This is a genomic window from Syntrophorhabdus sp. (genome assembly GCA_012719415.1).
Lineage (GTDB): Bacteria > Desulfobacterota > Syntrophorhabdia > Syntrophorhabdales > Syntrophorhabdaceae > Delta-02.
Genome location: JAAYAK010000315.1, coordinates 17355 through 43830 on the forward strand (window position 1 = coordinate 17355; position 26476 = coordinate 43830).

General features: G+C 54.6%; 22 protein-coding genes and 2 pseudogenes. 10 read left to right on the forward strand and 14 right to left on the reverse strand.

What is annotated here, in order from left to right; all coding sequences use genetic code 11:
* The first annotated feature begins 166 nt into the window (after window positions 1-166).
* The 7 genes from GXX82_17745 to GXX82_17775 all read left to right on the forward strand — a co-directional run bounded on the left by GXX82_17745 (window position 167) and on the right by GXX82_17775 (window position 6965).
* The gene (locus tag GXX82_17745) at window positions 167-454 is read left to right on the forward strand and encodes a hypothetical protein (protein ID NLT24889.1); all 288 of its coding nucleotides are present in this window, start codon (window positions 167-169) and stop codon (window positions 452-454) included.
* A 21-nt stretch (window positions 455-475) separates the two neighbouring features.
* Entirely contained in the window at window positions 476-1078 is a 603-nt protein-coding gene (locus GXX82_17750) for a hypothetical protein (protein NLT24890.1), read from the forward strand.
* 54 nt (window positions 1079-1132) lie between these two features.
* On the forward strand, window positions 1133-2737 hold the full coding sequence (locus tag GXX82_17755) for a hypothetical protein (protein NLT24891.1): 1605 nt from the start codon (window positions 1133-1135) through the stop codon (window positions 2735-2737).
* The gene (locus GXX82_17760) at window positions 2734-4968 is read left to right on the forward strand and encodes an ATP-dependent Clp protease ATP-binding subunit (protein ID NLT24892.1); all 2235 of its coding nucleotides are present in this window, start codon (window positions 2734-2736) and stop codon (window positions 4966-4968) included. The genes GXX82_17755 and GXX82_17760 overlap by 4 nt, the downstream gene beginning before the upstream one ends.
* Window positions 4969-4984: 16 nt before the next feature.
* Entirely contained in the window at window positions 4985-5155 is a 171-nt protein-coding gene (locus GXX82_17765) for a hypothetical protein (protein NLT24893.1), read from the forward strand.
* 194 nt (window positions 5156-5349) lie between these two features.
* A complete protein-coding gene (locus tag GXX82_17770) occupies window positions 5350-6441 on the forward strand; it encodes an ImmA/IrrE family metallo-endopeptidase (GenBank protein NLT24894.1) in 1092 nt (363 codons plus the stop codon).
* Entirely contained in the window at window positions 6438-6965 is a 528-nt protein-coding gene (locus GXX82_17775) for a hypothetical protein (protein NLT24895.1), read from the forward strand. Before GXX82_17770 ends, GXX82_17775 begins: the two co-directional genes overlap by 4 nt.
* A gap of 53 nt (window positions 6966-7018) precedes the next feature.
* On the opposite strand, the pseudogene GXX82_17780 reads toward GXX82_17775, so the two are convergent.
* Window positions 7019-7102 (reverse strand): annotated as a pseudogene (locus GXX82_17780) (hypothetical protein).
* A gap of 370 nt (window positions 7103-7472) precedes the next feature.
* Between GXX82_17780 and GXX82_17785 the strand changes: the two are divergent.
* Window positions 7473-7571 (forward strand): annotated as a pseudogene (locus GXX82_17785) (hypothetical protein).
* A 320-nt stretch (window positions 7572-7891) separates the two neighbouring features.
* On the opposite strand, the gene GXX82_17790 reads toward GXX82_17785, so the two are convergent.
* From GXX82_17790 to GXX82_17810, 5 genes are all read right to left on the reverse strand, one after another.
* On the reverse strand, window positions 7892-13768 hold the full coding sequence (locus GXX82_17790) for a DUF4297 domain-containing protein (protein ID NLT24896.1): 5877 nt from the start codon (window positions 13766-13768) through the stop codon (window positions 7892-7894).
* A 347-nt stretch (window positions 13769-14115) separates the two neighbouring features.
* Entirely contained in the window at window positions 14116-14286 is a 171-nt protein-coding gene (locus GXX82_17795; protein ID NLT24897.1) for a hypothetical protein, read from the reverse strand.
* A gap of 16 nt (window positions 14287-14302) precedes the next feature.
* Window positions 14303-14476, reverse strand: a complete 174-nt coding sequence (locus GXX82_17800) for a hypothetical protein (protein NLT24898.1) — start codon at window positions 14474-14476, stop codon at window positions 14303-14305.
* 264 nt (window positions 14477-14740) lie between these two features.
* Window positions 14741-15985 carry an IS110 family transposase gene (locus tag GXX82_17805; protein NLT24899.1) on the reverse strand — a complete coding sequence of 415 codons (1245 nt, stop codon included), beginning with the start codon at window positions 15983-15985 and terminating at the stop codon, window positions 14741-14743.
* A gap of 253 nt (window positions 15986-16238) precedes the next feature.
* Window positions 16239-16739: a hypothetical protein gene (locus tag GXX82_17810; GenBank protein ID NLT24900.1), complete on the reverse strand. Its 501-nt coding sequence runs from the start codon at window positions 16737-16739 to the stop codon at window positions 16239-16241.
* Between the two features lie 282 nt (window positions 16740-17021).
* On the opposite strand from GXX82_17810, the gene GXX82_17815 reads away from it, so the two are divergent.
* Window positions 17022-18185, forward strand: a complete 1164-nt coding sequence (locus tag GXX82_17815; protein ID NLT24901.1) for an ATP-binding protein — start codon at window positions 17022-17024, stop codon at window positions 18183-18185.
* 169 nt (window positions 18186-18354) lie between these two features.
* On the opposite strand, the gene GXX82_17820 is transcribed toward GXX82_17815, so the two are convergent.
* The 8 genes from GXX82_17820 to GXX82_17855 form a co-directional block, all read right to left on the reverse strand.
* The gene (locus GXX82_17820) at window positions 18355-19800 is read right to left on the reverse strand and encodes an efflux transporter outer membrane subunit (protein ID NLT24902.1); all 1446 of its coding nucleotides are present in this window, start codon (window positions 19798-19800) and stop codon (window positions 18355-18357) included.
* Between the two features lie 10 nt (window positions 19801-19810).
* Entirely contained in the window at window positions 19811-20701 is an 891-nt protein-coding gene (locus tag GXX82_17825; protein NLT24903.1) for a biotin/lipoyl-binding protein, read from the reverse strand.
* Window positions 20702-20704: 3 nt separating this feature from the next.
* Window positions 20705-21445 carry an ABC transporter ATP-binding protein gene (locus GXX82_17830; protein ID NLT24904.1) on the reverse strand — a complete coding sequence of 247 codons (741 nt, stop codon included), beginning with the start codon at window positions 21443-21445 and terminating at the stop codon, window positions 20705-20707.
* A gap of 6 nt (window positions 21446-21451) precedes the next feature.
* Entirely contained in the window at window positions 21452-22591 is a 1140-nt protein-coding gene (locus GXX82_17835) for an ABC transporter permease (GenBank protein NLT24905.1), read from the reverse strand.
* A 13-nt stretch (window positions 22592-22604) separates the two neighbouring features.
* Window positions 22605-23279 carry a porin family protein gene (locus GXX82_17840; GenBank protein ID NLT24906.1) on the reverse strand — a complete coding sequence of 225 codons (675 nt, stop codon included), beginning with the start codon at window positions 23277-23279 and terminating at the stop codon, window positions 22605-22607.
* A 92-nt stretch (window positions 23280-23371) separates the two neighbouring features.
* On the reverse strand, window positions 23372-24043 hold the full coding sequence (locus tag GXX82_17845) for a TetR/AcrR family transcriptional regulator (GenBank protein NLT24907.1): 672 nt from the start codon (window positions 24041-24043) through the stop codon (window positions 23372-23374).
* 223 nt (window positions 24044-24266) lie between these two features.
* Window positions 24267-24644: a type II toxin-antitoxin system PemK/MazF family toxin gene (locus GXX82_17850; GenBank protein ID NLT24908.1), complete on the reverse strand. Its 378-nt coding sequence runs from the start codon at window positions 24642-24644 to the stop codon at window positions 24267-24269.
* Window positions 24613-25782 (reverse strand): ImmA/IrrE family metallo-endopeptidase, encoded by a 1170-nt coding sequence (locus tag GXX82_17855; protein NLT24909.1) that lies wholly within the window; start codon window positions 25780-25782, stop codon window positions 24613-24615. The genes GXX82_17850 and GXX82_17855 overlap by 32 nt, the downstream gene beginning before the upstream one ends.
* A gap of 160 nt (window positions 25783-25942) precedes the next feature.
* Between GXX82_17855 and GXX82_17860 the strand changes: the two genes are divergently transcribed.
* Window positions 25943-26131 carry a hypothetical protein gene (locus GXX82_17860; GenBank protein ID NLT24910.1) on the forward strand — a complete coding sequence of 63 codons (189 nt, stop codon included), beginning with the start codon at window positions 25943-25945 and terminating at the stop codon, window positions 26129-26131.
* The last annotated feature ends 345 nt before the right edge of the window (window positions 26132-26476 follow it).

Consider the following 26476-nt stretch of genomic DNA (forward strand, 5'->3'; position numbering starts at 1 on the left):
GACCATCACGGGAAAGGGCAGGGGCTTTGACCTCTCTTGCCATCCGTTCTTCGCCCCGCAATCCCCACTTTGTGCATGATACACCTTCTCTTTTGCCATTGCGTGCACGGGACTTTGACTGATATCCAATTAGAAAACGCTCTATGATCCGTCAATGGAGGTAACCATGACAAGAGATGAAGAAATACAGTACGGGATTCAGGCATACAGGGATGCCCTGCGGTTTGCGGCCGGGGCTTCCACACGGGAAGACCTTGCCGGTGTGGAGGAGAGCTACTGGATCGCCTTTAACAAGTTGAGAGAGTCTCCCCTCGAGGAGCACCGGCTCATCTGCGCCGAATGCCTTGAAGCGGTGGCGCGGATCCTCGATGGGGAGGGTCGACGGGACGCTGGCAACGATCTTAGGGAGCAGGCGGAGGCCTTCCGCAAGCCCCGCGCCGAAGAGAAGCGATAACACACGAGAGGACCGGGGAACATGGGACACCACAGGCTCATCGCCTGGATACGGGAAGAGATCACGTCCACAGAGGTGGTCATGCGGAGTGAAGTGGTCGGCTATACAGAGCGATTGGAGCCCAATCCCGCCATGTCTGTCTCCGAGGGCACCCTTTATCCTACAACGTCGGATGGGATGTACGAGATCCACCAGGACCCCATCTACAAGGATGTCCCCCGGACCGTCCTCGACGAGAGGCGCGCGTCCGATGCCGCCGAGGCTCTCGTCGCCCTCGTACTCTCCGACGAGCGGTACATATACCTGGCGAGTGAACTGATGGGCGAAGAGAAGGTGTTCGTTCCGCACTGGGAGCGCCTCTGCCGGATGGGTAGGAACAGAAGGACACGACGGTTGGCCCTTCATCGCCTTGGCAAAGCCCCTTCCCAGCTTTTCATGGAGGGAGTACGCGCGATGGCGGAAGCGCTGAAAGGTCCGCTCACGTTTCTCTGGTATCTCTGCGCCAGTGCATGCTTTTACGCCTTTATCATCTACCTCATCTGGCCGGACTCGAAGGCGGGCAGGTGGATCGCCGCGACGGTAAAGAGAATTCTCGCGGAAGCGACAAGAATAATATACGATTAGAAGGAAACCGCTCATTTGCGACCCTCTTCCGCTGAAAAGGAAAGGAGATGGAAAATGACACCCTACAGCAAACTCGGCGACGACATGGACGCGGTCATACGGTCCTTTCATACGAACCCCGCCGTCACTAAATGGCAGAGAAACATCTGGCGGGCCGACGGCAAGAAGAAGGCGATCACCCACGACATGTTCGGATGCGACCACGAAAAGGCCCTTGCTTTCGAAGACGGCACAACGGTGGGCTCCCTGAAGAAGAACAGTGCCCGCCGGTTCTGGGATTACGCGGGATGGCATGTCTTCCCGCCGGTGGAGGACGTGGCCCGTTTCTGCCTTTTCATGCATCTTGACCTTTACCGAACGCTGGCGCTCGTGCTGAAAGCCGAATGGGAACGCTTTTTCGCCCACGAGGTGAACGGCTGGAGAGCGGCGGACGGGACAAGCCTGACCGATATTCTTCTCGACAGGAACGAGCATGACCTGAGGGAGGCCCTTGCCCGGTTCCAACCCCGGGAGGACCTCTATAGACTCATCGGGGACCTTGCCGCCCGCCACGCGCCGGCATTCGACACCGGCAGGCCTTTTCTCGAGGGGCACACACCTTCCACCTTCGGGGAACTGGTGAAAGAGATGCTCATGGGAAGGTATCATTTCCACTCGGTAGTGGGCGCGGAGGTCTCCCAATTCGCGGCGCGGGCACGGAAGGAATTCCTCCTTCTCGTGGAAGGCACCGAAAAAGAGCAGCAGGCCTACGCCATCGAGAAGGCACGGTGGGTATCTCTGCGGCAGGAACTGGAAGACGTCTACCTGCTCATCGAGAACCAGCGGATAAGGAACGCCCACACCCGCCGCGAGTGGCTCTCCCTCTTCGGAAAGGAGGAGATCGGGCTCAGGGAGGCCGCCCTCATGCTGGAACGGCGCGATATGCGCCTTAACCTCAAGAAGGTGAACCCCAGCTGGTCCCGTGAAGACATCGAAGAGCACATAGAGAGAGAGGAGGCGCAAAGACAGCTCGAGCTCACGCGGCTTAAGACCGACGCGGCCCTGGCCCCCCACCTCGTGAGGATCTCCGGGGAAACGGGCGCGGAGGGGAAGACGGTCGAGCCCGACCGGTACCTGAAAGAGTGCAAGACGGTGCTCCGTCAGATACGCAGGCTGCTGCATCCCGACAGGCTGATGCACCACCCCTCCTACGGACATCTCACAGAGGGCCAGAAGGAACGCCTTGAGGAGATGCTGCTCGCCGCCCTCGAGGTCCGCCCCGAGGAACTGGGCTATCCCGAGGGGTACATGCTCCACGACATGCGCTCACTGGAAGGTTTGAAGAGCGCCCTTACGCGCGTCGAGGCCATCCTGGGCAACCCGGGGGTCGAGGTCGACGAGCGGCTCACCATACAGGGTGAAACTCTCCCGGAGAAACTCACATGGCTCCAGAGGGAAGTGAAGTTGCTCGAGGATGAGGTGCTCGCCGCGAAGGCGGAACTCCAGGCCCTCTTTGAGGATGAGGACAGGGTAAGGGAGCGGGCCATCCTTAAAGACCCGGACCGTCACGACAGGGTGAGGGCCGACCTTGCGGCCCGCACGGGGGAGATAAGACGCGACGCCGAACGCCTGGAGAGGGACTACAATGCCCTTTTCGGCCCGGAAGGAGAGGCGCGATGACCTTGAGCGACCTCTGTGAACTTGTGGGCCGGTATTACCCGGACGGCGAACGCACCCTTCCCCGGATCCTCTTCGTCTGGGCCATGCACGACGAGGATGGCAGCCTCGCCCAGCTCCTCGCGCAGGCGAAGACGAAGGTAAGCATCTTCTCCCTTGCCGTCGAAGGCTTCATAGAAGACCGCGTGGAGGAGGACCGGCGCCTCCTCACCCGAACCGTCATCGAGACACGCAGGAAACCCGTGACGGCATACGACGTCCTCTCCATTCTCTGCGACAGCCCGGACCACCGCATATACCGGGCCCTTAAGTCCGCAGGCATCGACATGACGATCCTCGCGATATGCGCGAAGCACGCCGGCTACGCGGCACATCGCAAGACCCTGCTCGGTGGGCAGCGCGCCCTGCGCAACGACGGTGTCCTCCTCCAGTATGGCAGGGACCTGACGAAGCTTGCCGAAAACGGGGATTTCGACGACCTCTCCGACCGGCCCGACGAGATCGACCGCCTCTTCGAGGTCCTTCTGAGGAAGAAGAAACGCAACGCCATGCTCACCGGCCCCGCGGGCGTCGGCAAGACCGCCCTCGTCGAGCTCCTGTCGCGGCGCATCGCCCGGCGCCTCGCGCCGGCACGTCTCTTTCGGACCCGGGTGTATGAGATCAGCATGGGGAGCCTCCTCGCGGGGACGACACTGCGCGGCATGTTCGAAGAACGGGTATCGAAGGTGATAGAGGCCCTTCAGGCCTGTCAGCCGGCGATCCTCTTCATCGATGAGGCGCACCTGCTCTGGGGCGCGGGCAGGGCGGAAGGGGCGCCCATGGATGCGGCGAACATGTTGAAGCCCATCCTCGCCGGATCGAAGGTCTCCGTCATCGGCGCCACGACGACGGGTGAGTACCACCGCTACATCACCCGGGACCCGGCCCTGGCGAGACGCTTTCAGCAGATAAAGATAGAAGAGCCGGAAAGGGAGACGACGCTCGCCATCCTCGCGCGCCACGCGCGAGGCCTCGAGAGCCACCACGGGATCCGGATCGGGACCGATGTCCTCTCCGAGGCCTGGCACGCAACGGAGCGCCACCTCACGAACCGCACCCAGCCCGACAAGAGCGTTGACCTCCTCGACAGCGCCGCGGGTCTCGTCGAAAGGGAAGGCAGGGACGTGATGGGAACGGAGGACCTCTACCGGGTCCTCTCCCGCCAGACAGGAAGGATGATGAGCGCCCTCGGAGAGGGCACGACGAGGGACCTGACGGGCCTCGAGGACGCTCTCAACAGCCAGGTGATCGGACAGGAGGACGCGGTGGGCAGGGTCGTCTCGACCCTGGTCTCCCGAAGGTACGGGGAGACGGCCCCGGGGAGGCCGCTGGGGACTTTCCTCTTCTGTGGCGCCACGGGCGTCGGCAAGACGGAGCTTGCCCGGACCCTGGCACGGGAGTATTTCGGGAGCCAGAAGGACTTTCTCCACATCGACCTCGCCGAGTACCCGGGGCAGGACGGCGTGCACAAGCTCATCGGGACGCCCTACGGTTCCGCCTTCGGCACGGCCGACGGCCTTCTCACCAGGTGGCTCGAGGAGAGATCGAGCGGCGTTATCCTCTTCGACGAGATAGAAAAGGCGCACCCCGATGTGCACAGGCTTCTTCTTGGAATGCTCGACGAAGGAAGGGTGACCTCGGGAATGGGAGAGCGTTTCGACATCCGCCGCTGCGTCGTCATCCTCACCACGAACGTCCTCGCGCACCGCGACATCGACCGGGTCAAACTGGGTTTCTCCGCGAGCGACGACCCGTCAGACCCCTACGCACTCCTCGCGAAACACTTCCCCGAAGAGTTCCTGGGAAGGCTCGACGAGATCATAATCTTCAAAACACCAACGGCGCCCATCCTGAGGACGATCATGGGCCAGAAGCTCAAAGAGGCCATAAACCGCCTCAAGCATAAAGGCATCTTTCTCATCTACGACGAGGACCGTCTCCTCGACCACCTGCTCGCAGGCACCGGACGGCCCTGGGCCGGAGCGCGGGACATGGCCCGCCTCATAGAGCGAAAGCTCATCCAGCCCATCGCCCGCCGCCTCATCGACTGCGACACACAGGAATGGGTCTGCATCGAACTGACGGAGTCCTTCTACCGCTCAGGCGTCCTCAACCCCCTGCCGCTCCTCAAACGCCCCGGCCCGCCGCCCGATTACCCCGACAACCCCGCAACGGCGTTGAACGCCCGACAATGACAAGGGAGGTAAAAGTATGGAAGACCGCGAAAACAGCAAGAAAGTGGAAGAGCATAACTGCGAGGAACATGTCCGCTATGATGGGGGACAGAAGATCAACAGGGATGGGGTGAGGGTGTGGGTGGAGACGTACTATTGCAGCGTTTGTGGGAGGAGGTTGGACATTAAAGAGGAGATATTGGACTGAAAGACGGTTAGAGCCGTTAGAACCGCTGGAGCCGTTGGAGCGGGAGGAAAGATGGCCGATCTCCGAAAGGCTCCCTCTATAAGGCGATGGATTGGGTTCGCCTTCGTTGCGGATTCACTTCTTAGTATCCCACTTGACAAGAATTAGATATGTGGTATATTTATGGTACGTTCACCACGGGAGGAGGGTTAGCCATGAACATGGGGGTGCTTGCACAGAACGTAAGGCGCCTCAGGATAGCCAGAAGAATGAGCCAGAGCGACCTTGCGGAAGCATCCGGAGTTTCCCTGCCAGCCATCAAAGGCTTGGAGAATTCCAAAGCGAAGCCTCGTATGAACACCCTGCTTGCTATAGCAAAGGCCCTCGGGGCCAATCTGCAGGAACTTTTTCTTCCGGTGAGGGAGCTGCGGGTGGTCCGTTTCCGTTCGAGCAGAAGGATGCAGAATCGCGAGAACATTCTGGCAAAGGCGTCAAGATGGCTCGATGATTTCGATTATCTGGAGAAAGCTCTTAAGGATGAGCAACCTTTCGGGCTTGGACAAATAAGGCAAAAGTGCTCGAGGAACCATACGGTGGAAGCGGCAGCCCTGTGCCGCGAAAAACTCGGGCTTAAAACCGACGAGCCCATTCGCAATATCTGCGGACTTCTGGAAAGCGCCGGCATCAAAATCTACCCGATCGAAATGGCGTCCGATGGTTTCTTTGGTCTTTCGATCGGGGAAGAGGACGGCGGGCCTGCGATAGTCGTGAACGTATGGGAACGTATTACGGTAGAAAGACGTATTTTCAGTGCCGCCCACGAGCTTGGTCATCTCATGCTGCATCTGGAGGCCTTTGACGTTCGGAAAACCACTGAAGATAAGGAGGAAGAGCGTGAAAGCGACCTCTTCGCGGGTCATTTCCTCATGCCCGATGCGGGATTTCTGAAGGAATGGAACAGCACCGCCGGCCTTCACTGGATCAAAAGGGTCCTCAAAGTCAAAAGGATCTACAGTGTCAGCTACAAGACCGTCCTGTATCGACTTATCGAGCATGGGGCCGTTGATGAAAAGAATGTCTGGAAAGACTTTCTGTCGGCATATCAACGGCTCTTCAAGCGCAGTCTTTCCTTCAGGGATGAGCCTGATCGTCTGAAGACTCTGGATTTTGTCGAGGACCGGTACACGCGCCTAGCCCGGAAGGCAATCGAGAAAGAAACGGTGTCAACGAGCCGGGGGGCCGAACTGCTCGGTATCAGCCTGGGAGAGATGCGGGATCTCATGCAAAACTGGGGAGCGGTTCTTTGAAACGAACCAGGGGGCCTGATGCGTCGCTCCGGCTGATGATCATGGATGCTGACGTGCTGATCGATTTCCTCAAAGTCGACCGCTCGGTTCTCAACCTCATTGTTCAATACGTCGGACCTATTCACGTGGTGAGTCCCGTCGCCGGGGAGATTGGAGAGGTCGATGACGAGGAAGAACTCGTCGAACTCGGACTGCTCATCATCGAGCCGGAAGTAGAAGATGGTTTTGAGGCCATGGATTGGCCCCCTGGACCCACGTCGTTCCAGGACAGGCTTTGCCTGCTGACAGCCAGACGTCACGGCTACACCTGCGTGACCAATGACAAGAGGCTCAGGAAACTGTGTGCCAGGGAAAATGTTCCGGTCCTGTGGAGTCTGGAACTGATGTTAGAGCTTCATGGCGCCGGCGGTATTTCGACGGAAGATGCTCTCGACATCGCCACGGGGATACATGAGGTGAATTCGCGGCATATTACTCTGGACATTCTGGATAGGTTCAGGGTGCGTTTACGCGGCAAGGGGTAGCATCCGACACCTGCGCCGCACCACAGGCATCGTACGCCCTTACTGCTCTCTTCTCTCTTAAACTCCTTGTTCAGCCTCTCTATGACGTTGGTCGTCCCCAGCGATGTCCATTCCTCGTCGGGGAACGAGAAGAAGGTGCCCCACCTACCTCATTTCATGATACTCGTGACGGGATTGCTCAATAAAAAAGCCCTTTGGATCGTAACCCAAAGGGAGCCAGGTAGAATTTGCCGCCTGGGGATGAACTATCGGTAGTATAAACTGTGCCGGTTTATTGTCAAGAACAATCTGAAGCATGGCTGAATCATGGCAGCCTTGGGGAAAATGGTCCCTATCATCGTTCCGTGGAACCCTTGGACCCTCAAACTTTGAAACTGGTGTTCCCGAATGTAATCCCGAAAGGGAACGCGGGGAGACCTTGCACTCGGAAATCTGGTTTCTTGGTTTCTTGATGTCCCCTTTGCTCCCCGTGACACCTCCGGGGACTTCCGTCTGGAGGTGACGGCGGAGCTTCGCCTGAGGGATGAGATGTATGCACTCCAGCAGACAGCACGGTGGAGGGAACGGTACAGGATCCGTGCGGGTATCGAGGCGACGAACTCGGAACTCAAGCGAGCGCATGGGATCGGACACCTCCGTGTGCGCCGTCTCGCCAAGGTGTGCTTTGCCGTTGCCTGCAAGGTGATCGCCTGCAACATCAAGAGGTGGGCCAGGGCCCATGCCGTCCTCATGAGGCTGCTGCAATACCTCGTATCGGCCACCTCCGGTCTTGTGAGAATACCGCCTGCGGTCACGGCAACATACTGTCGGAGAATGCCGTTGTCCCCGCCGGGAACGCGGTGCATGAACATGCTGATGAGATACTCCTGAAAACGGGGGTTGCTTCTCAGGAATCACTAATTAACGAACGTCCCCTTCGCCCGCAGCTACTCGTATACCTGAACGATTATTGGACTGACGTTTATTAACCCCACTTCATCGTACTTCTTTACCTCGTCATAGGAGTACTGCTTCCCTCGGTAGGTTGTTTTCAGAACATATCCGAGCCTTAGGTTCTCTTGTTCCAGCCATTTACCAATAAAGTCTTTCTCAGCCATCAAATATTCGCCGTGTGGAAACGGAAGATCCCGATAGTACCTTTCTTTTAAACCTTCAAGCCAGTCATAGTGAACAGCAAGTCTCTTGCCGTCTTTCTCCTGCATCTCCCACCTATTCTCGTGAATCGCAATCCCGAGACGCTCACCGAGCTTCCAATTCAGCGTGAGTGAAGGATTGTAATCTCTAAAGAACTGCCACAGCCCGATAACCAGATCTTGCTCATACGCGACTATCGGGTGTATCAACAGATCTCCGATCCGAATAGGCTCCTCTCTTACCGGTATGTGATTCGCTTTGTCCTCGAGAAAATTGAACGGTCTGGATGTCATTGACGGAATAACGGCAATACGGGGAGAATAACCTATCTTTTTGATCACCTGGTCACCCGTTGGTAAATCTACGCCTCTGACTTGATAGCCAAAGGAAATGAGTCTGAAAGAGTGAAGCGGATTAGCTCCCTGTTTCCAGCCGTCTGGAGGTTCAATGGCTCCTTGAGCGCCAACGAGAATCATGTTGTCACGTTGTTCCGTCAGTTTTACAATTGGTTCCTTCAACGCAATAGCCACAATCTTTTCTGTTCCGCCGGAACCGCCTGCGCTTTCCGTGGCAAGTCTTGGCCACCATTCGGGCGCGCGGTTGGGGAGTATCTTCCACTTGGATAGATCAACCGGGAGCGTGGCATATGCGTATTCCAGATAGAAATCTCGCTGAATGTTACCGTTTGCGTAAAAAACCTGGAGGACCCGCAAGAAAGCAGATCTGTAAGCTTCGCTTATCTTTGTAGAAAATCCGGTGAGGAACTCATCGTGCTCGCTTCGAGCATAATAATGAACTTGGTTAGCATCTGCATTCACTCCCGCATCCGTCAATATCTTATCAGCGATGAAGGCCCAGTGCTTGATGAATTGTCGGAATGAATTCTTTTCAATTTCCTTAGCTCGTTCCATATAGACAGGGGCCAAGAATGTCTGAACATGTTTCAGAAAAAACTCGCTCGCTTCATAACCGGTTGGGGCTAATTGAATGTTTTGAAATGCGGGAAGCGCTGGTTTATCAGTCTTGGCAAAAAGGGCTATTTCGTCGAACAGTTTTTCCACCGTCTCGGAATTCACTGATACTGAATTCGCTATATCTTCAATCCTGATGTATGACAGATCGTCTGGGCTTTCGGCAACGGAGAATGCTTTAACGATTGGAAGTAGTCCTATGGCGACCGTTGTTTCCATCTTCTGTCGGCTGATCCAACGCAACAGTTCTCCGTATATGTTTTTCTTGTTATCACTCTTAGAAAGCAGCCGGGCTAATCCTGTAGCAGTGCGCTCGCGGACTGTGGGGCTTGGCCACACCAATCTCTGGAGCAGGATATCGAGAACCGAAGCGTCCGTTTCTTCTTTGAACCAAATGGGAATCGGCAGGGAAAGATCGGCCATGAGGGTTTCAGCGAACCCCACGCTCGCCTCGGTTATCGTTTCGGCCCGTTCGGAGTCGTCGAACAGAAGAAAGTATTCCACTCCTCTTGGGTTTGGCACGAAGCGACCGGCGCTTTTTTGGAAGAATTCAACATATCTATTTGGATACTTTTGTTTAACGAACCTCCATCGACTCTCCGCTTTCTCTTTGTCGGTATAGTATTGAGACCATCCGTGATCATTTGTCTGTGCGGTGCATAATAACTCGAATGCCAATGCAGGATTGAATTCATAGATGACCGGATAAATAGTGTCGAGCACTTCACCGAACATTGACTGAGTGCCGAACTTCTCAGCAATCATCTCGAACACTTCGTAAATATCCCGTTTGTGAGCATGCTCCAGCCAGTAGCCTAACCAACCGGCTAGGTACTGATTCCATGCGTAGCGATGTTCAAAATCGCCGTTCAGGTGTTCCAGCAAATGGTTAGGGTCAATCGCGGAGTAGTCGATATCAGTCTTGTCTAATAAATAGCGTTCCCCCCGCTCTTCTTCGGGATAGTTGGTTTCCCCCAGATAAGACTGAATGCTTTCAAGCGCCATTTTGGCGCCTTCATTCTTCTTTGCGGTCGACTTCAAAAGAGCGAGAGAATCCTTTTCCAAAGCGGTAGCGGCTAAAGCTATTTCGATATCGTCCGTGAATGACAGGGAAATCAGTAGACTTCTGAATAGGTCCTTGCCACGATAAAACAGTTCTTGACCGGCCGTCCAATAGTAATACTTGCGCAACAGACCGGGGTTCTGCTTTGCTAAAAGATCGGCCAGTTCTACAGGGAGATGATTTGTCTCGTCTCCATCGGTGTATTCCCCGGCACTATCAACTAAGGGAATGACTCGGCCAACCCATTCATCGGTTCTTTTACGATCCGTTCCTGCCTCGGTGCAAATTTCAATAGCTTCGAGTACACCAAACAGGTAGACGTCCTTGTGGTAACCATAACCCAGAATATTGTCTGCGCCTTTGGCGAGGAACAGTTGAGCCGGTCCAGAATCATTATGAATGCGCGAAAGCTTTGCGAGATTACAGTACTCCCTGGCTCGATCGGGTAGAGTTCTTATGGTGTTCGCTAACTCGCCCGCTTTTTCATCTCTGATTTTTTCGTAAAGACGATCCGAAAAAAACTTCTTGCCGATGTCGAGAGCAATTCCGACCAGGTCGTCGCGGGCAAAGAAAGCTGGATTGTTCACCATTGCTTCATAATCAGGCACATCAATCGTGCAATCATCCCCCATGTACTGCTTGATTAAGACCAGCTCTCTCAAAACGTCATCGATCGCAGCTTTGAGAGCAAACTGAAAATTCAGAGAAGATCGATGGTCAGGCCATTTGAGGACGGGCAAATCGCACAAGCTACTAAACAGGACCGGGTATTCTATATGCGACCCTTTAATCCCTAAAGCCACTCTTAATCCTGCCGCAAGAAGACTGGCCGCTGCTCTTGCTGACCAGATATCAGGCGCTTCCGCAATCCATCTTTCTATTTCTTGCTCTTTACCGGTAAGACCATGGAGCAAGCCTAAGCGAAAGCTGGAATGAAATACTCTTTGCCAGCGTTTCCGTTCCTCAGAATCGTACTCTGGGCTGGTGTGAGTAAATGTGCCACGAGACGGCAGAGGTAAATCCGTGTCCACAGACTGTTCTTTCAAGACTTGGTAGATTCTGGCCAGGAGAGGTACGTTTGTTTGCCCGGAAAAGCAGGCAGAGAGATCATTTCCGTTGTTCGCAAGACCGAATCTTGCGCATTCCTCGATCACGGCAAATTGTTCGGAAGCGTTGAGGTCGAGACCGATAAGAACGAGTAGCTTTTCTTTTTGTCCGAGCGCTAATAGCCGGCTGGCATAGACCCGGAACAAGGAGTCGCTAACATTCAAATCCCTCAGGTTGGTAATGTATCTATGAACTCCTTTCGTCTCATGATCGCGATCAAGAGCAATGGTCCGGATAAGAGCAAGACTAATGGGCGGGACGGTATCCCGCCGATACTCCTGGCTGGTCTGCTGGTCCATAAGTACATCGGTTATTTCCTGAACGATTCGATACTCCCCACAAAATTCCGCTATTTCGGCAAGATCAGGAAGGATGGCTATCGGCAATGAGGTCAGATCAATATACTCAAAGACTTTGCGGTTCCTGAAAAAGCTCTCTTTCCAAAGCAGCTCGGAAGCCTCTTCCACAAATTCTCTTGAGTTTAAATAATAGGTATGAAGGCCGGAGATATGGAACGTCTTATAGAGGTCACCTTTCTCGGATGCCACTTGAGCGGCCAGCCTCATTTGATTCGATATCTGTTCGAAATTGCAGGGATAGCACATTGATTCAATTAACCATTTTCGATCCAAAGCCAAAAGCCCATCGCTGTTGCCTAACTCGTGTTCAATTATACGTAGTTCCGCCCACTTAAGGTATTCATAGTTCGATTGTTCGAGCCATTTTTTGACATTTGTCTTTATGGCAACTTTTTGTTGCTTCGTCTCCGGTTGATCTTTTAGGAAGATATCGAAGCTGTTATGATAGACACTGATTTGGTTCCTGGCGTTTATCGAAATCAGGTGAGAAATCTGGTTTAGCCCTACGGTTATGTCTGCCGGATTTATGACGAAGAAGGCCGTACATTCCGATAGCTGTTGTTCTGTGAAGAGGAAGTTTACGTCTGATAGGGTTATGAGAATTGTTTTTGCCTGCGGCGATATCTGTCGCCAAAGAGCCTCATAGTATTTCTCGATCCCCTGACCGTAAGGTATGAGGTTCTCGCAAGAGTATTCGGTGACTAACGAATTACCAGAAGAGATCTTGAGTTGCTTCAAACTGTACCGGAGATGCAGTGAGTTACCGTCAGAAATTTCGAAGAGTCTATTTGCGAGGCTGGTTAACATATCCGAATGATCTGGAAGATGGAGGTCAGTCTTGTTGACGGTGACCAGGTGTGCAACGGCATCTCTGCTTAATCCTTTGATTTGAATCCATTGATTCTTTGGGCATCGATCGACCACTATTTGAGGTAAATACGGTTCTGCGATTTCTTGCATCCCGATGACGATCCAGACCCCTGGTTGCGGCAGGCAGGTAGCTTTCAGAAATCTTTCCAGATCCTCCTTTTCGCCGTATCTCATCACATGGTCTAACCCATCAATGATGATGACAAGAGGTTTGTCTTTGTTGCGCAAGCTCCCCGTCAGAGTCTTTATGAACTCACTGATCGGTATTTGTCCGGAATCCCTGTTCGCTAAATCGCCCAGTTCGTCTCTATGGGATTTAATCTGTGCCTTAAGCGCCTCTATGACGCGTTCGGTATTAAGTCTATCTTGGGGATTCGGGTCTTGCGGTGAAATGTGATAGTGATGCTTGACGCAAATAACCCCATTCGATCTAAGTTCAGAATCCAGCTCAGAAAGGTAGACGCTTTTTCCGACCCCCGGTTTACCGAAGATTACCTTAACGCCGCCTTCCCGCTCTTGGAGTTTAGATAGAAGTAAGTCGTGGGTGCCCTTATCAAAGAATTCGAAGTCGGCCGGAATTTCGAAGTATTCTTCTAAAGGTCTGGGGATGTCGAACTGGCACCATTTTCTAAGTGTTTCTACGTCGAGCCGGCGAGGATTGCGCTGCCTGCATTCCTTCGCAATTTCATAGTAAAGATTCCTAACACCCGCTTCTGTCGTGCTGAGCCTTTCGTAGAAACTGCGCTGTACTCTGCTTTCAAAGTCGGCCAAGCTTTCGGCGCGAAAAACAAAATGGATCTTGTCGAGGATTTGAGCAACCTCCTCTTCGCTTCCGATTTCCGCGAGCAAGCGAAAATAAACCTCTTGATTGTCCTTTATTTTCGATAACTCCAGATGATCTCCATTGAGGCAGGGTGCTATTTCATCCGATGGCAGACCATCAGTAACAAAATAGGCCGCCTCGCAATGTGCTATGCGAGGCAACAGAGATTCGGCCCATTTCTTTACTATTGACGTGCCACGGGGACGTGCGGGCTTCAGAAGATCATCCCATGTCCATTTGTCTTCCGGATCTTGTCTATGTTTTGCCTGATAAAAATGAAAAAAGCCGTTCGTTAGACGACAGACGATATCGTCCAGATAAAAACTATTCGGATTATCTTCATCCGGACAGGTTTCAAATTGAATCCATTCGTAGCGCTGGGGATCGGCCAACCACTGTCCACAGAGGCTTAGACTCCAAAAATTCTGGTAGTCGAATCCGCTCCTTATTGGACTGGTAGGATTTGTATGTGGCATAGCTACTTATTCTGGTCCTTAAAGGATCAACCGCTAAGTTACCGTCTATCATATTCGACGGAATAACTGAAGAAGAAAGTACGTTAAAAGGCGTATTAATCGATTCAATCAGCCAATCTGGCGAGGCGCGGTTAAATGAATAAAAATATGTGCTCCAGCTTCTAGCAGAAGAACCATATTCGTGATAGAAGGCGAAGTAGTAGGCACTATGGGGAATATATAACGCCCTTCACATTTCCACATTCTCAGGACGCTGCAAGTACGGCGACCGCCAGATACCCTTTCCATCATCTCTTGGTTCTCGCGCTCAAGCGATTTAAGCCATTCAAGCGATTCAAGCCGCCTCTTTAATCCAGCACCTCCTCCCTCACATCCACCCTCCTCCCGCACACCTTACAGTAGTACGTCTCCACCCATATCCTCACCCCATCGCGATTGATCTTCTGCCCACCATCGTAGCGGACATGTTCCTCGCAGTTATGCTCTTCCACTTTCTTGTTGTTTTCGCGGTCTTCCATACTGTTACCTCCCTTGTCATTGTCGGGCATTAAGCGCCGTTGCGGGGTTGTCGGGGTAATCGGGGGGTGACCCCGGGTCCTGGAGAAGGGGCAGGGGGTTCACGGTCCCTGAGTGGTAGAAGGACTCCGTCAGTTCGATGCAGACCCATTCCTGGGGTGGCAGGGGGACGTCCGGTTTAACTAGAGTCAACAGAAAAGATTTCCTCATCCGTCAATAGGCCGTCGGTTCCCTCCTTCGTTCCTCCCTCTCTTTGCTGCGTTATGATCTGCGGGTTGCCCCCACTTCATGTCTGCGACCCCACTCGGGTGCTTCGGAGGCGACCTCTTTTTTTGTCCCTCAACAGTGCTTCATCGTGGTCAGCAGACGTGGGGAGTCACAGCTCGTAAGTCGAAGCCCTCCGGCATGCGGAGGCTCATGGACGTCCCTGGTGACCTCCCCACAGATCTCTTATCTTTACGCCGCCTTCGTCGTAACGGCGGACAGCGTTTCCGTGTAGCATCGTTGATCACGGGTAAGGGCAAAGAACAACCGTACCAATTTCCTGGACAGGGCGATGAGCGCCTTCACCGGCGGCATTTTCCTTTCAAGAAACGCCCTGTATTCCCCGTTAAGCGGCATCCCCTTCTTCGCCTGGACGGTGGCTAGGATGAAGAGGATGTGGCGCAAGAGCGGCCGGCCCCTCTTCGAGATCCGGACCCTTCCCCTGTGTGTTCCCGAACTGATCTCGAAGAGGTTGAGCCCCGCCAGCTTGATGACCTCCTTCGAGGAGGTGTAGCGGGAGAGTCCACCCGTCTCACCGAGGATGATCGCGGCGCTCACCACCCCCACGCCCCTGAGGCTGAGGAGAAAGCGGGACTCGGGAACCTCGGCGAGGAGGTTTTCCATCTGTTTCTCGACCCCGGCTTTTTCATCCTGGAGCGTGAGGATCCTCCCGGCGGTGTTTCGTATCCCCGATGCGTACGCTCCCCTTGCAACGGGGATACCGACGGTCTCCCCTGCCAGGGCATACAGTGTCTCCAGTTTCTTTATCTTGAGATTCTTGCATGATTGTTTGAGCCTTGCTGCCACTGCCGGCAATCCTGCGTCGATCAGATCCTCCGGCAGAGGATATAACCGGATAAGATGAAGGAATGTCTTGCCCCATGATTTCCTGAAGACGGTGAAGATCTCGGGGAAGACCGAATCAAGGAGACGGCGGAGGTAGTTTCTCTTCTGTGTAAGCTCCGTCACGATATGCTGCCTGATCCTCGTGAGTTCTCTCAGCTCCGCCATGGCACCCTCCGGCAGGACGCAGCTTAAGTACTTGCCGTAGCGCACAAGCTGGGCGATGATCCTTGTGTCCTTGGCGTCGGTTTTCCCCGGACTGTTGTCCTCGATCTCCTTTGCCCGCTTCGTATGGAGAGCGTTCACCAGGACGACCTTTAACCCTTTTCCTGCGAGCCACCGGGCAGGGACCTCCCAGTAGTGGCCTGTGGATTCCATGCCGATGATGGCCTCACCGGTGCCGCATTCTTCCTTCCAGAAGCATATGCGCTCGAGGAGGGCCTCGTATCCCTCCCGGGTGTTATGTAGTGAGAATGTTTTCGTGAAGCGTCCGTCAGGCATGAGGGCGACGGCCACATGGGTGTACTTGCCGATGTCGATGCCGACTATCACGGTGGGGCTGTTGACAATCATCCGCTTCCCTGCTTTACTCATAATGGTTACCTCCTCCTTTGGGCTGTATGGTGATTTGGCGATTTCCATCAGCCTATCCGGTTGAGGTAACCTTTTCAATGTCCAGGTTTGGTTATAGCACTCTCAAGAAACCAAGAAACTCAAATGTAATCCCGAAAGGGAACACAGCGAGACCTTGCACTCGGAAATCTGGTTTCTTGGGGACGTCCCTCCGCCACCCCAAAGGAAAGAGAATGACCGCCCCGCATGCCTGCGTTTGCGGTCCATTGAGATGTCAACTTTTGTCCGCTGAGGGTCCGGGTGCCGGGGTGTCATTGTCGATGAAGGGGATCCCGTTGGCTTCCAGCCAGTCGGCCGCTGTCTCCTTCAGTTTTCCGTCATGGTATTTGTACCAGTCTTTTTCGATCCCCCGGCGGTGGATGGTGTCCCTGAACCGGCGGAAGGCCCCGCGGCCCTCGATTGCGTAGAGGAGGTCTCCCTTCAGGCCCTCGTCCTCAAGGGAGTAGCAAAAATCCTCCATGGTGCGATATTCGTCGATCTCGTATCTGCCGGGAAGCCCGATATAGTCATCGGAATCCATGACCTCCCTCGCCCTGCGAACCTCTTCCCGCGCCCATTCGGGAACATCGTAGAGATCTTCCTCGTCCTGCGCCATCATCATGATGTCTTCGGTGAGACTCACGACCTCTCCCGTCTTCCTGTTAAGGTATGACGACAGGGTATCGCTCGCCATGTCCAGTGCGTCGACGACGTCTCTAAGGGAAACGGGTTTCATATTGGTCATATTCTTATGCTACCGAAAGGGCACCGGATATTCAAATCTTTTCTCCATACACCCACCCCTGTTCATAGGTAACTTCCTGCTGAGGCTCTCCTTGAGCCCGAAGCTGTCCCGGTCACACTGAAGCCGGCAATCTTCGAGCAAAGATGCGAGAATCTGAAGGGCCCCGGAGTCTCCCCCAGGATGCCCCTGGAGTCCACTGTGATTCGGAATTCTCTTGACTAATCATCCGTATGGGCGCATTATGGGTATTATAATTCCATAATGAGGCGCATAATGGAAGTAATAGGTAGATTATTCGACCCACCTGCAAGCAGTTTCTTTCTCTTCGGACCCCGCGGAACGGGCAAATCGACCTTTGCCAAAGGCCTTTTTGGAGATGCCCTGGTCGTTGATCTTCTCGACCCTGAAAGGTCGAGGGCGCTTTCGGCCCGGCCCGAGATGCTCAAGGAAATGGTCGGCGGCCGTCAGGGAACCACGACCGTGCTGATAGACGAGATACAGAAGATACCGGAGCTCCTTACGGTGGTGCACGGCCTGATAGAGAGCATGAGAACCGTGACCTTCGTTCTGACGGGCTCCAGCGCGCGGAAGCTCAAGCGTGCGGGGGTGGACCTTCTGGCGGGGAGGGCGCTTCTGTGTGAGATGCACCCCTTCATGGCCGTCGAGCTGGGGAAACGGTTCCGTCTTGAGGAGGCGCTTCGGTACGGTACCCTCCCCCTCGTGGTCGCAGCGGGGGAACCGGAGGCGGTACTGCGTTCCTACGCCGCCCTGTATCTGAGGGAAGAGGTCCAGATGGAGGGCCTTGTCCGGAACATCGGCAATTTTTCCCGTTTCCTCGAAGCCATCAGCTTTTCCCATGCTTCGATATTGAATGTCAGCAGCGTCGCCCAGGAGTGCGGTGTTGAACGCAAGACGGTGGAAGGCTATGTCGAGATACTGGAGGACATTCTCCTTAGCTGGCGCCTCCGGGTCTTCACGAAACGAGCCAAGAGACAACTTGCGGGCCATCCGAAGTTCTATCTCTTTGACGCCGGTGTTTTCCGGTCGCTGCGGCCCCGGGGGCCACTTGACCGGCCGGAGGAGATTGACGGCCAAGCACTCGAAGGGCTCGTAGGCCAGCACCTAAAGGGATGGATGGCCTACTCGAAGGTCAAGCGGGAGCTGTTCTTCTGGAGGACCCGCTCCGGCGTGGAAGTCGACTTCGTCGTCTACGGTCCCGACGGGATCTACGCGCTGGAGGTGAAAAACGCCGGGACCGTCCGCCCCGCGGACCTCAGAGGCCTCAAATCCTTCAAAGAGGAATACCGGGAGAGCAAGACCCTTCTGCTATATCGCGGAACGGAAAGACTGCTCAAAGGTGATGTGCTGTGCATACCCTGTGAGGAATTCCTCACCACCCTTCACCCGGACCACGACCTGAAGGAGCTATTCTTCTAGCACATCCCCGGGAACCGGGACTTCGGGGTTCTTAGAACTTTCACATTCCCCTGCTTCTTGAGGCTCGTTTGAGAAAGTTATTTTCTTGTTAACGAGCGTCCCTCGTGGGGTCCCTCGGGGTCCTTGTTAACGAATGTCCCCCTGGGGTCCTCAAAGTTCTGCTTCACGGTCAATCGAAAACCTGGTTATCGGGGGACTGATCCTGAGGTGCCAGGCCCTCCCACCCTCCTCCGAGAGCCTTTATAAGTTGCACGGTGGCTATGTTTCGTGAGGCCAGGTTCTGTACGACTGAGCGTTCAGCCTGGAGTAACGTGCGTTCGGCATCCACCACGTCGAGATACCCGATCATGCCGCCGTGCAGACGCTGACGAAAATAATCCGACGTTCGTTTCGCTGCGCCTTTTGCCCGCAGCAAAGCGGACTCCTGAACACTGTACTCACGGATGTTTACGAGCGCGTTTTCCACATCACGGAAGGCCGCCAGCACGCCCTGGCGATAAGCGGCCACGGCTTGTTTATACCGGGCTTCGGCGGCCTTAAGATTTGCCCGGTTCCTGCCCCCTGAGAAAATCGGTAGTGATACGCTCGGACCAATAGACCACAAACGGCCATCCCAGGTAAACAAGTCTCTGAGCTCGATGCTCTCGAGCCCCGCCGCACCGGTCAACTTGATCGTGGGCAGGAATGCAGCCTTGGCGACGCCAATCTCGGCGCATCTGCCGGCGGCAGTGCGCTCGGCCTCGACTATATCTGGCCGACGCAGCAAAAGTTGGGAAGGGAGCCCGGCGGGAATTTTCGGCGGCGGTGCGAGTGAATCAGACCTCGGTTCGATAGCAAAAGAGGATGCCGTCTCACCGCACAAGAGGGCCAGGGCATTCTCATACAGCCCACGACGTCGTCGCGCATTGCTCAAATCGGATTGCACGTTGGCGTGTTCGTTTTCCGCACGGCTCACGTCGGCGGGGAGAGCGAGACCATGGTCAAGTCGGGTCTGATTTACCGCAAGCGCGTTTTTTCTCAGTAACAGAGCGCGTTGGAGAATCTCAATCTCTGAATCCAGCGAGCGCAACCTGAAATAGTTGTCAGCTAAGTCAGCGGTGAGGTTGAGCATTATGGTGTCTCGTGCGGCTTCAATGGCATCCGCCCGGGCTTGGGCAGATTGGATGCTCCGTTTCACGCGTCCCCACAAATCGAGCTCATAGCCAGCATCAAGGGAGGCGCGGAAATAATCTTCTTCCAGCTGAGCCAGATCACCTGCTGCAATATTGCCCTGTGAGCCATGGGCTGAGTACCGAGAGCGCTCCACCGAGGAATTGAGGTTCAACGATGGATACCTGTCAGCCTTTGCCAGGCGCAGGTTCGCCCGGTTTTCATCGACACGGGCTATGGCTTCCAGCAAGTTCTGGTTTGCACCAATCGCGCGACGTTGGAGATCATTCAATGTTTCATCCCCAAAGATCGTCCACCAGTCTCTGGGAATGCTCTGGATAAGCGTGTTGGTTTGTTGTCCTTTCCAGGTTGCTGGCGTTTCCATCGATGGAGGTTTGACCTCCGGGCCGACGACCGCGCAGCCGGCGATCAATAAGGCCAGACAGACAGTGATAGTTGTTTTCATTGCGTGCGCCTCATTCCTCGATGAACAGATTCATCTGCTGCCCCACGTAAATGCGGCGGTTTAGATCGTTGGGAAATTTGTAGATGACCTGAAGGACGCGCGTGTCCACACGCTCGGCACTCGAACCGGTCAGGTTGCGTTTCGGCGTAACGTACGGCTCGATGCGGACAAACTCCATCCTGATGGGATTCTGGGTGTCCCCCTTCAGGTAGCCAACGGCCTTGCTGGCTGGCTTTACCCGTGGCGCAAGCTGTTCGTCCACATCGGCGCGTACCTGGAGTTCAGTAATCGAACCAAGCAGCATCGGCGCAGGGCTTGAGCCGGATATGGCAAACTCTCCGGGGCGGGTGTTCACCTGCAGGACCGTCCCGCTGATCGGAGCGCGCACAGTAAGTCGCTCAATCAGAGTCTTTGTGTGGTTGACCGCAGCGCGAGCTAGTTCGACGCGGGCTTGAGCGATCGCAAACTCATCGCGGCGCGTCTCTGCTTCCTCCTTCGACACTCCGCTCATGGGGAGTAACGCCTCGGTGCGTTCGTGCTGGTGGCGAGCTTTGACCAACTCGGCTTTCCGTACTAAAAGATCCGCCTGCTCGGTACGGAGTTCAGCCTGGAGACCACGGTCGTCAAGTCGCAACAGGGGCGCGCCCGCTTTTACCTTGTCCCATTCTCTTACAAAGATCTCCATGACCAGCGCCGACGCAGGCACAGCGATGCTCGTGTTCTCACGCAACGCTTCGACCATACCCGCCGCAGCAATGACGTGGTCTGCCGGCTTTTGCGCAGGCGGGGCAGGTGGTGGTGGCACAGGCTCGACTGTTGTTGTCTTGTAGACCATGAAAATGACGGTCGCTATACCGATCAGTGCGATCCAAAGGGAAAGTTTTCGCCATTGCGTTGACATGATTCACCTCGTTTCAGGAATTGCAGCGTGCTCCGAAGACGTTACCCGCAGGATTCGTCCGTCTTCCATCTCCGCAATGCGGTCGGCATAATTGTAAATGCGTGGGTCGTGTGTAACGACAATGACGGTACGTCGACCGACATTGGCTACGTGAAGCAAGAGATCCATCACCTGTTGGCCGCTTACTGAGTCAAGCGCTGAAGTCGGTTCGTCGCAAACGATAAGAGAAGGGTCGTGCACAAGTGCCCGCGCAATGGCGACGCGCTGCTGTTGCCCGCCGGAGAGGCGCCCGGGCCGTTCATTTGCTTTTTCCGGGATACCGACCCGAGCAAGGATTTCCTTCGCGCGCTTGATTGCCTTGCCTGCCGGAAGGCCTTGAATACGCAATGGAACAGCGACATTCTCGGCAACGGTCAGTGTCGGGAACAAGTTGAACTGCTGGAAGATGAACCCGACGTTACAGGAGCGAAAGCGTGTGATCGCCGAATCAGGCAACCTGTGCAAATCCTGCCCGAGAGCATACACCTCGCCGGAGTCCGCGTGCAAGGTGCCGCATAGCACGGAAAGAAGCGTGGTTTTGCCGCAGCCGGACGGCCCGACGACGAAGATCATCTCGCCGACCAGCGCGGCGAACTCGACCTGTTTGAGAACGGGCGTGACCTGGTCGCCGATTTGGAACGATTTGTCCACGCCGGACAGGCGAACTGCAACTTCCGGTTCAATAGTTGATAAAGAATTATCCATAGATCCTCAGCTTCGAAATACAATGGCCGGTTCTATGCGCGTCACGCGCCACACGCTCAAAAGTGCTGTGGCCATGCATATAAGCATAATTGCAACGAATACGATCACCGGGATAGGCCAGAGCATTACCATCGGCGCGCTGCCTTCCGGTATTAAGGAGAAAAATGTACTTATCAATCCCACCCCCAACCCGAATCCCGCAAAGCCGACGATTCCCGCCTGCGCCATAATCATCATGGTCAGTGTACGGTTGCCGACCCCCATCGCTTTCAACGCACCGAGGTGCCGGGTGTTTTCCAGCACGAAAGTGTAGAATGTCTGCCCGGATACTCCCAGACCGATGATGAAACCAACGCCAACCATCAGTCCCACGACGATCGGAATCGGACTATGGATCAGCATCCAGCGTATGCTCATTTCCTTGAATTCAGTTTCTGAAACCGCCTTCAAACCGGTCTCCTCGGAGATGGCGCGAGCGACCTCTCCAATCGGATTGCCGGGCGCGGGGGCCGCCAAAATATGTGTCAGCATTTTGCGCTGGCCAGGAGCATATTCCTTTGCTCTGTCCCACGTCGTGAAAACATACACCGCTCCCTGCATGCCCGGGGTCACTTTCGCTATCCCCACAATAACGGCTTCGCGGTCATTCATTTCAAAGACATCGCCGAGTCCGAGGCGCACTCCGCGTTGCTCTTTCATCTTCGCAACAAATTGGTCATCCACAATGACGCCTTGCGCACGACGCAGATCGAGTAAACTTCCATCGACAATGTTAGTCGGCGCTCCGGCTAGCGTGTCGGCATCGAGACCGACCAGCGTCACCGATTGGGTCGCACCTCCTCCGAGCAGCCTGGCCTGTGTACTCCCGACATAAAGAGGTGCGGCCCATTCTACACTTTCGACCGAGCGCACGCGGTCAACGTCCGTATCCCGCAACGGTTGATTGTCGCCGATATGCTGCACGAGCGGATCAATTACCCAAATCGGGGCGCGGATGTTTGTGGCCGTGGCATAGGAAAAAGTGAGAAGACCGCAGAATATCGCCATTCCTTGCGTCAGCAGGATGGTTGCGAAGCATATTCCGCTCACCAGCATCGCGTATTTGCCGCGCTCGCCGAAAAGCATTTTGAGGGCTATATCTGTCATAGTATTCAGAGACTCAGGCTGAGGGCAAGACCCACTCAGGGAGCGGGATCAACTCCACGCGGTCGTCAGTTCCTGCGCAATCTATCTGGCGGTTCACCGGGTACCCGAGGTTCGCTTTCACGCTCGGGGTTTTGCTGATACGATGAGTAACTCCCGCACCGATGCGGATATCGCGGTAGGTGCCGAGGGCGTCATTGTATTGCGGCAGAACGACGGATGTGCCGAGCGAATCGTCGGTGCGGAACGTCACCATGTTCAAGTCCGCTCCGACGCGAGAACTCCAGTGGTCGTTGGGCCGATAATTCAGACCGGCGCCGAATTGGAGTGTATGGATATCCTCGGGAGCAGTCACTCCCGCCAGCGAACTCAGGGACAGGTTCTGCGATCGCAACTCCAGCGGGATGCTCCAGTGTTGGTTCAAGCGGGCGCGAGTCCTAGGACCAAGGCTCACGTTGCAAGCATCACTGTCGCCAAAATCGGAACCGCGGAATGTTGCTTTGCCGACCGTCGCGAAGGAAGATTCCAGCGTCACATCGAACAACGGCAGACGTCTGTTCGATTCCCGGACTACATTTTGTCGAGGAGTCACGCCGAATTGCGTTGTTTCGGCAGTCACGACTGAAGGCGTGACAACAATCGCGATCCAGGCGACGGCTACCGCAGAGAGGCTGGATAAATCACGCTTCATCGAGTTGTTTCTCCTTCGTTGTTTGGACGTCCTGATCACGCCTAAGATATTAGGTCATACGTATGTATTATCTACAGGCACAATAAATCTTCTCAGGTGACCGGAGGTTTTTTTGATGGGTTCGTTGGCAGTGGATCCGCACTCGACTCGGCGCGAAGTCCTGCCGCGATGAAGGCTACCATCTCTTTCAAGACGGACTCCCAATACTCCGGACTCTTTTGTATCGGCTTTTTGCTCAGGAACATCAGCAATGTGCCCAGCGAGAACAACATACGAATCTCCAAGACTTCCATCGGCAAGCTCGGCAGCGTCCGAGCAAGAGCCGCTATAAACGGTTCATGAACCGGGGGAGCTTCTTTGGCCATAAATTCCTGCATGAACGGCGGCGGCACGAACAGATTTCGCGAGAACAGAGCCGGGAAGTACGGGTGCTCCAGCGCTGCCATGAACGGCGGTCGTAACATGCAGTCGATGATCGTTTCTACCGGAACCGGCTCCCCCTTTGCCTCCTTTTCGGCCTGCCGAAGCAACCTCATCCGCTCCTCGTTGATCGGACGGAAACAGAGCATGACCGTCTCTTTATATAGCTTTTCCTTAGAGCCGTAATGATATGTCGCGGCGCCGAGATTGACGCGCGCCTCATCAGCCAGAGCCCTCATGCCCACCCCGTCATATCCGTGCTCGGCAAAAAGCCGCTCAGCGGTTTTGAGCAAACTCTCCTTGGTTTTCGATGCGTCACTTTGTTTAATGCGTCGTGTTGTCATAGCGATAGTTAATACATACGTATGAAATAGTGTCAAGTGATTTCTTCGAGTGAGACTTTTGGGGACATCCTGTAATCCTCCTGTCAACACAAATATCAATACTCAATGATATCGGGCATATGGGTGGACTAGGGGTCAAATCTTTATCTGTGACAAATCGATTCACCTGCCGGTCATATACTCAAGAATGAAGGTTTGGCCGCAATGATCCAACCACGGCGTTCTACTGATACTCGATCACGGCTGCAATTGCGGCTGCGATCTCTTCCATTGCTGTTGGTGAGATGCTTCCGAGCTTCTTCACCAGTCTTTGTGTGGAAACACTTCTTATTTGAAGTGCATCGGCGGCGGATGTTTTGTCGAGGCCGTTCAGTGTGTCGTTGGCAATCTTGATGTGCCACAGGTTTTTTGCGTAGCGTTCCTTCCAGTCTGTCAACGGAACAACGACGACCAGCGGCAGGATTCCGAGCGCGTCTGAACTGACGACCGCTGCCGGACGTTTTTTATTGATCTCAGAGCCCAGTGTCGGGTCGAAATTGACGAGCCATACATCTCCGCGCGAAGCGATCTTAATACTCAACGATCTCTCCCGTCTCCAGATCGTCCGCCCTCTCCTGCCCGTACTCTGCCGCAATTTCTCTGGCCTGTTTGGCCATGATCTTCCTGCGTTCCTCCAAAGGCAGCTTCAGGAATGCCTGACGCTCAACCAGGGTGATGGGTTCCTGTTTATCGATGGGTTCACCTATGGCTTTCATAGCCTCCCCCTTTGTTACCAGCCCCTCACTTAAGGCCCTGAGCACGGTCTTCTTCAGCCATTGCGATTCTTCCGGTTTGAGTTCGGATGGTTCTTTCCTCTTCCATCCCTCACGGTTAATGGTCATCCACCATTGCCTGTAGTGTTGGTCCGAAATGATGCCGAGATCGTGCAGCCTGTATACGAGAGACTGGATACTCATGCCGTATTTCTGTTTCATAAGGAACAGCTCCGCCGACTGAACGAGGGACCTCTTTCGGCCAAGCTCGCCGAACAATGTTTCGTCCGGCGCCAGAAAAGCGCCCGCAAAACGGAAGGCGGCCTTCTCTTCATCAACACTCTCCGCCGTATCAAGTACCAGGTGTCCCAACTCATGCGCCAGGTTGAGCCTCTGTCTTCCGCCGGGCAGTGACTTGCGCGAAACAACTGCCGCCGCAGCGATATTCTCCTCGCTGTCGTAGGCCACCGCAGAGATCCCGTCGAATCGCGGAGAAGCTTCCACCTCGAAGACGTGTACCGAATGGTCTTCCAGTGTGCCCGTTACGGTGGGGATGACCCCCAGGCCGAGGTTCCATCTACCCCTCAAGGCCTTCGCGAATCTTTCCGCATCTTCAAGCTTTTCGACCTTGAAACCCTTCACCGGGAGGTCAACCGTGGTGGCACCGTGCACCATCTGCTGAAGGCGAACCCTCTCTTCAAGCATCTGACAGGTCACCGCCTCAACTCGTTCCTGCTCGGCTTTTGCGAGACCGGAACCCTTGCGATACGCAACAAATCTGCAGTCTATTGCCGGCACACTCCATAAGTAGGCCGCTTTAATCCCCAACGCCTGGGCCAATCTGTTCAACACCACCGCCGAGGGCTTTGACAACCCCAGTTCATACTTCGAAAGGGCCTGCTTCGTTACAATCCCACCCATCTGAGCCGCCAGACCCTCAAGAGACAAACCTCTTGCCAACCTGAGCTGCTTCAGTCTCTGTAACATAATGTTCACCCCTCAGTTGACAAGTATGGCATATGCATGTAATATTGTCAACCGCTGTATGATTGGCAGACATAATCAGGAAGAGAACCGGGGGTCTTTTGATGCCGGCGGAGACTGTCGCACGTCAAGACCGGAAGGTCTTGCCGCTGATGATCGATTTGTGTACAATCTGTTTCTGTGGTCCAAGCACAGGATGGAAAAAGCCCGGAGGGCCGGATTGGAATACATCATGGCCTACAAGGTGAGAATGGAAGAGTACATTCGGTTCCTGACGACATACAAGGGCTATTCGGCCTTTGTAGAGTACTGGAACGGCAAACTGAAAGACATGCGCGATGATGGGATTTGACCCCAGAAATCCCTAGTCCTGACGAGCCTCATGAGCCGGAAGCCCGGCGAAGCCGTGGGGAGCCTCAGGGATAAGGTGGAAAACGGGGTGCTCCCAAAGCTCCTCGTTTCCAAAGCCCCGGCCTGTCATCCTTCCATTTCTTCGATCGGCAGAGAATCCAAGGGGATTCTTAAATATTTCAATTGGTGCAACTATAGAAGGTCTATATGCTTTCTCATTCGGGCTGATGGATGTTTCCCCTCATGCTCCAAAAAAGACCGATACTGTAATATTTAAGGACGTGCCCTGTTCCCCGCCCTATTTCTTCCGGAATGTGAACGAGAATTTCTGCCCGGTGCGAACTCC

Excerpts from the sequence above, each read along its gene's own strand:
- GXX82_17845 (NLT24907.1), bottom strand. The coding sequence starts at position 24,043 with ATGACAACACGACGCATTAAACAAAGTGACGCATCGAAAACCAAGGAG.
- GXX82_17750 (NLT24890.1), top strand. The coding sequence starts at position 476 with ATGGGACACCACAGGCTCATCGCCTGGATACGGGAAGAGATCACGTCC.
- GXX82_17760 (NLT24892.1), top strand. The coding sequence starts at position 2,734 with ATGACCTTGAGCGACCTCTGTGAACTTGTGGGCCGGTATTACCCGGAC.
- GXX82_17830 (NLT24904.1), bottom strand. The coding sequence starts at position 21,445 with ATGGATAATTCTTTATCAACTATTGAACCGGAAGTTGCAGTTCGCCTG.
- GXX82_17765 (NLT24893.1), top strand. The coding sequence starts at position 4,985 with ATGGAAGACCGCGAAAACAGCAAGAAAGTGGAAGAGCATAACTGCGAG.
- GXX82_17790 (NLT24896.1), bottom strand. The coding sequence starts at position 13,768 with ATGCCACATACAAATCCTACCAGTCCAATAAGGAGCGGATTCGACTAC.
- GXX82_17770 (NLT24894.1), top strand. The coding sequence starts at position 5,350 with ATGAACATGGGGGTGCTTGCACAGAACGTAAGGCGCCTCAGGATAGCC.
- GXX82_17840 (NLT24906.1), bottom strand. The coding sequence starts at position 23,279 with ATGAAGCGTGATTTATCCAGCCTCTCTGCGGTAGCCGTCGCCTGGATC.
- GXX82_17855 (NLT24909.1), bottom strand. The coding sequence starts at position 25,782 with ATGTTACAGAGACTGAAGCAGCTCAGGTTGGCAAGAGGTTTGTCTCTT.
- GXX82_17745 (NLT24889.1), top strand. The coding sequence starts at position 167 with ATGACAAGAGATGAAGAAATACAGTACGGGATTCAGGCATACAGGGAT.
- GXX82_17815 (NLT24901.1), top strand. The coding sequence starts at position 17,022 with ATGGAAGTAATAGGTAGATTATTCGACCCACCTGCAAGCAGTTTCTTT.
- GXX82_17810 (NLT24900.1), bottom strand. The coding sequence starts at position 16,739 with ATGAAACCCGTTTCCCTTAGAGACGTCGTCGACGCACTGGACATGGCG.
- GXX82_17795 (NLT24897.1), bottom strand. The coding sequence starts at position 14,286 with ATGGAAGACCGCGAAAACAACAAGAAAGTGGAAGAGCATAACTGCGAG.
- GXX82_17820 (NLT24902.1), bottom strand. The coding sequence starts at position 19,800 with ATGAAAACAACTATCACTGTCTGTCTGGCCTTATTGATCGCCGGCTGC.
- GXX82_17805 (NLT24899.1), bottom strand. The coding sequence starts at position 15,985 with ATGAGTAAAGCAGGGAAGCGGATGATTGTCAACAGCCCCACCGTGATA.
- GXX82_17825 (NLT24903.1), bottom strand. The coding sequence starts at position 20,701 with ATGTCAACGCAATGGCGAAAACTTTCCCTTTGGATCGCACTGATCGGT.
- GXX82_17755 (NLT24891.1), top strand. The coding sequence starts at position 1,133 with ATGACACCCTACAGCAAACTCGGCGACGACATGGACGCGGTCATACGG.
- GXX82_17835 (NLT24905.1), bottom strand. The coding sequence starts at position 22,591 with ATGACAGATATAGCCCTCAAAATGCTTTTCGGCGAGCGCGGCAAATAC.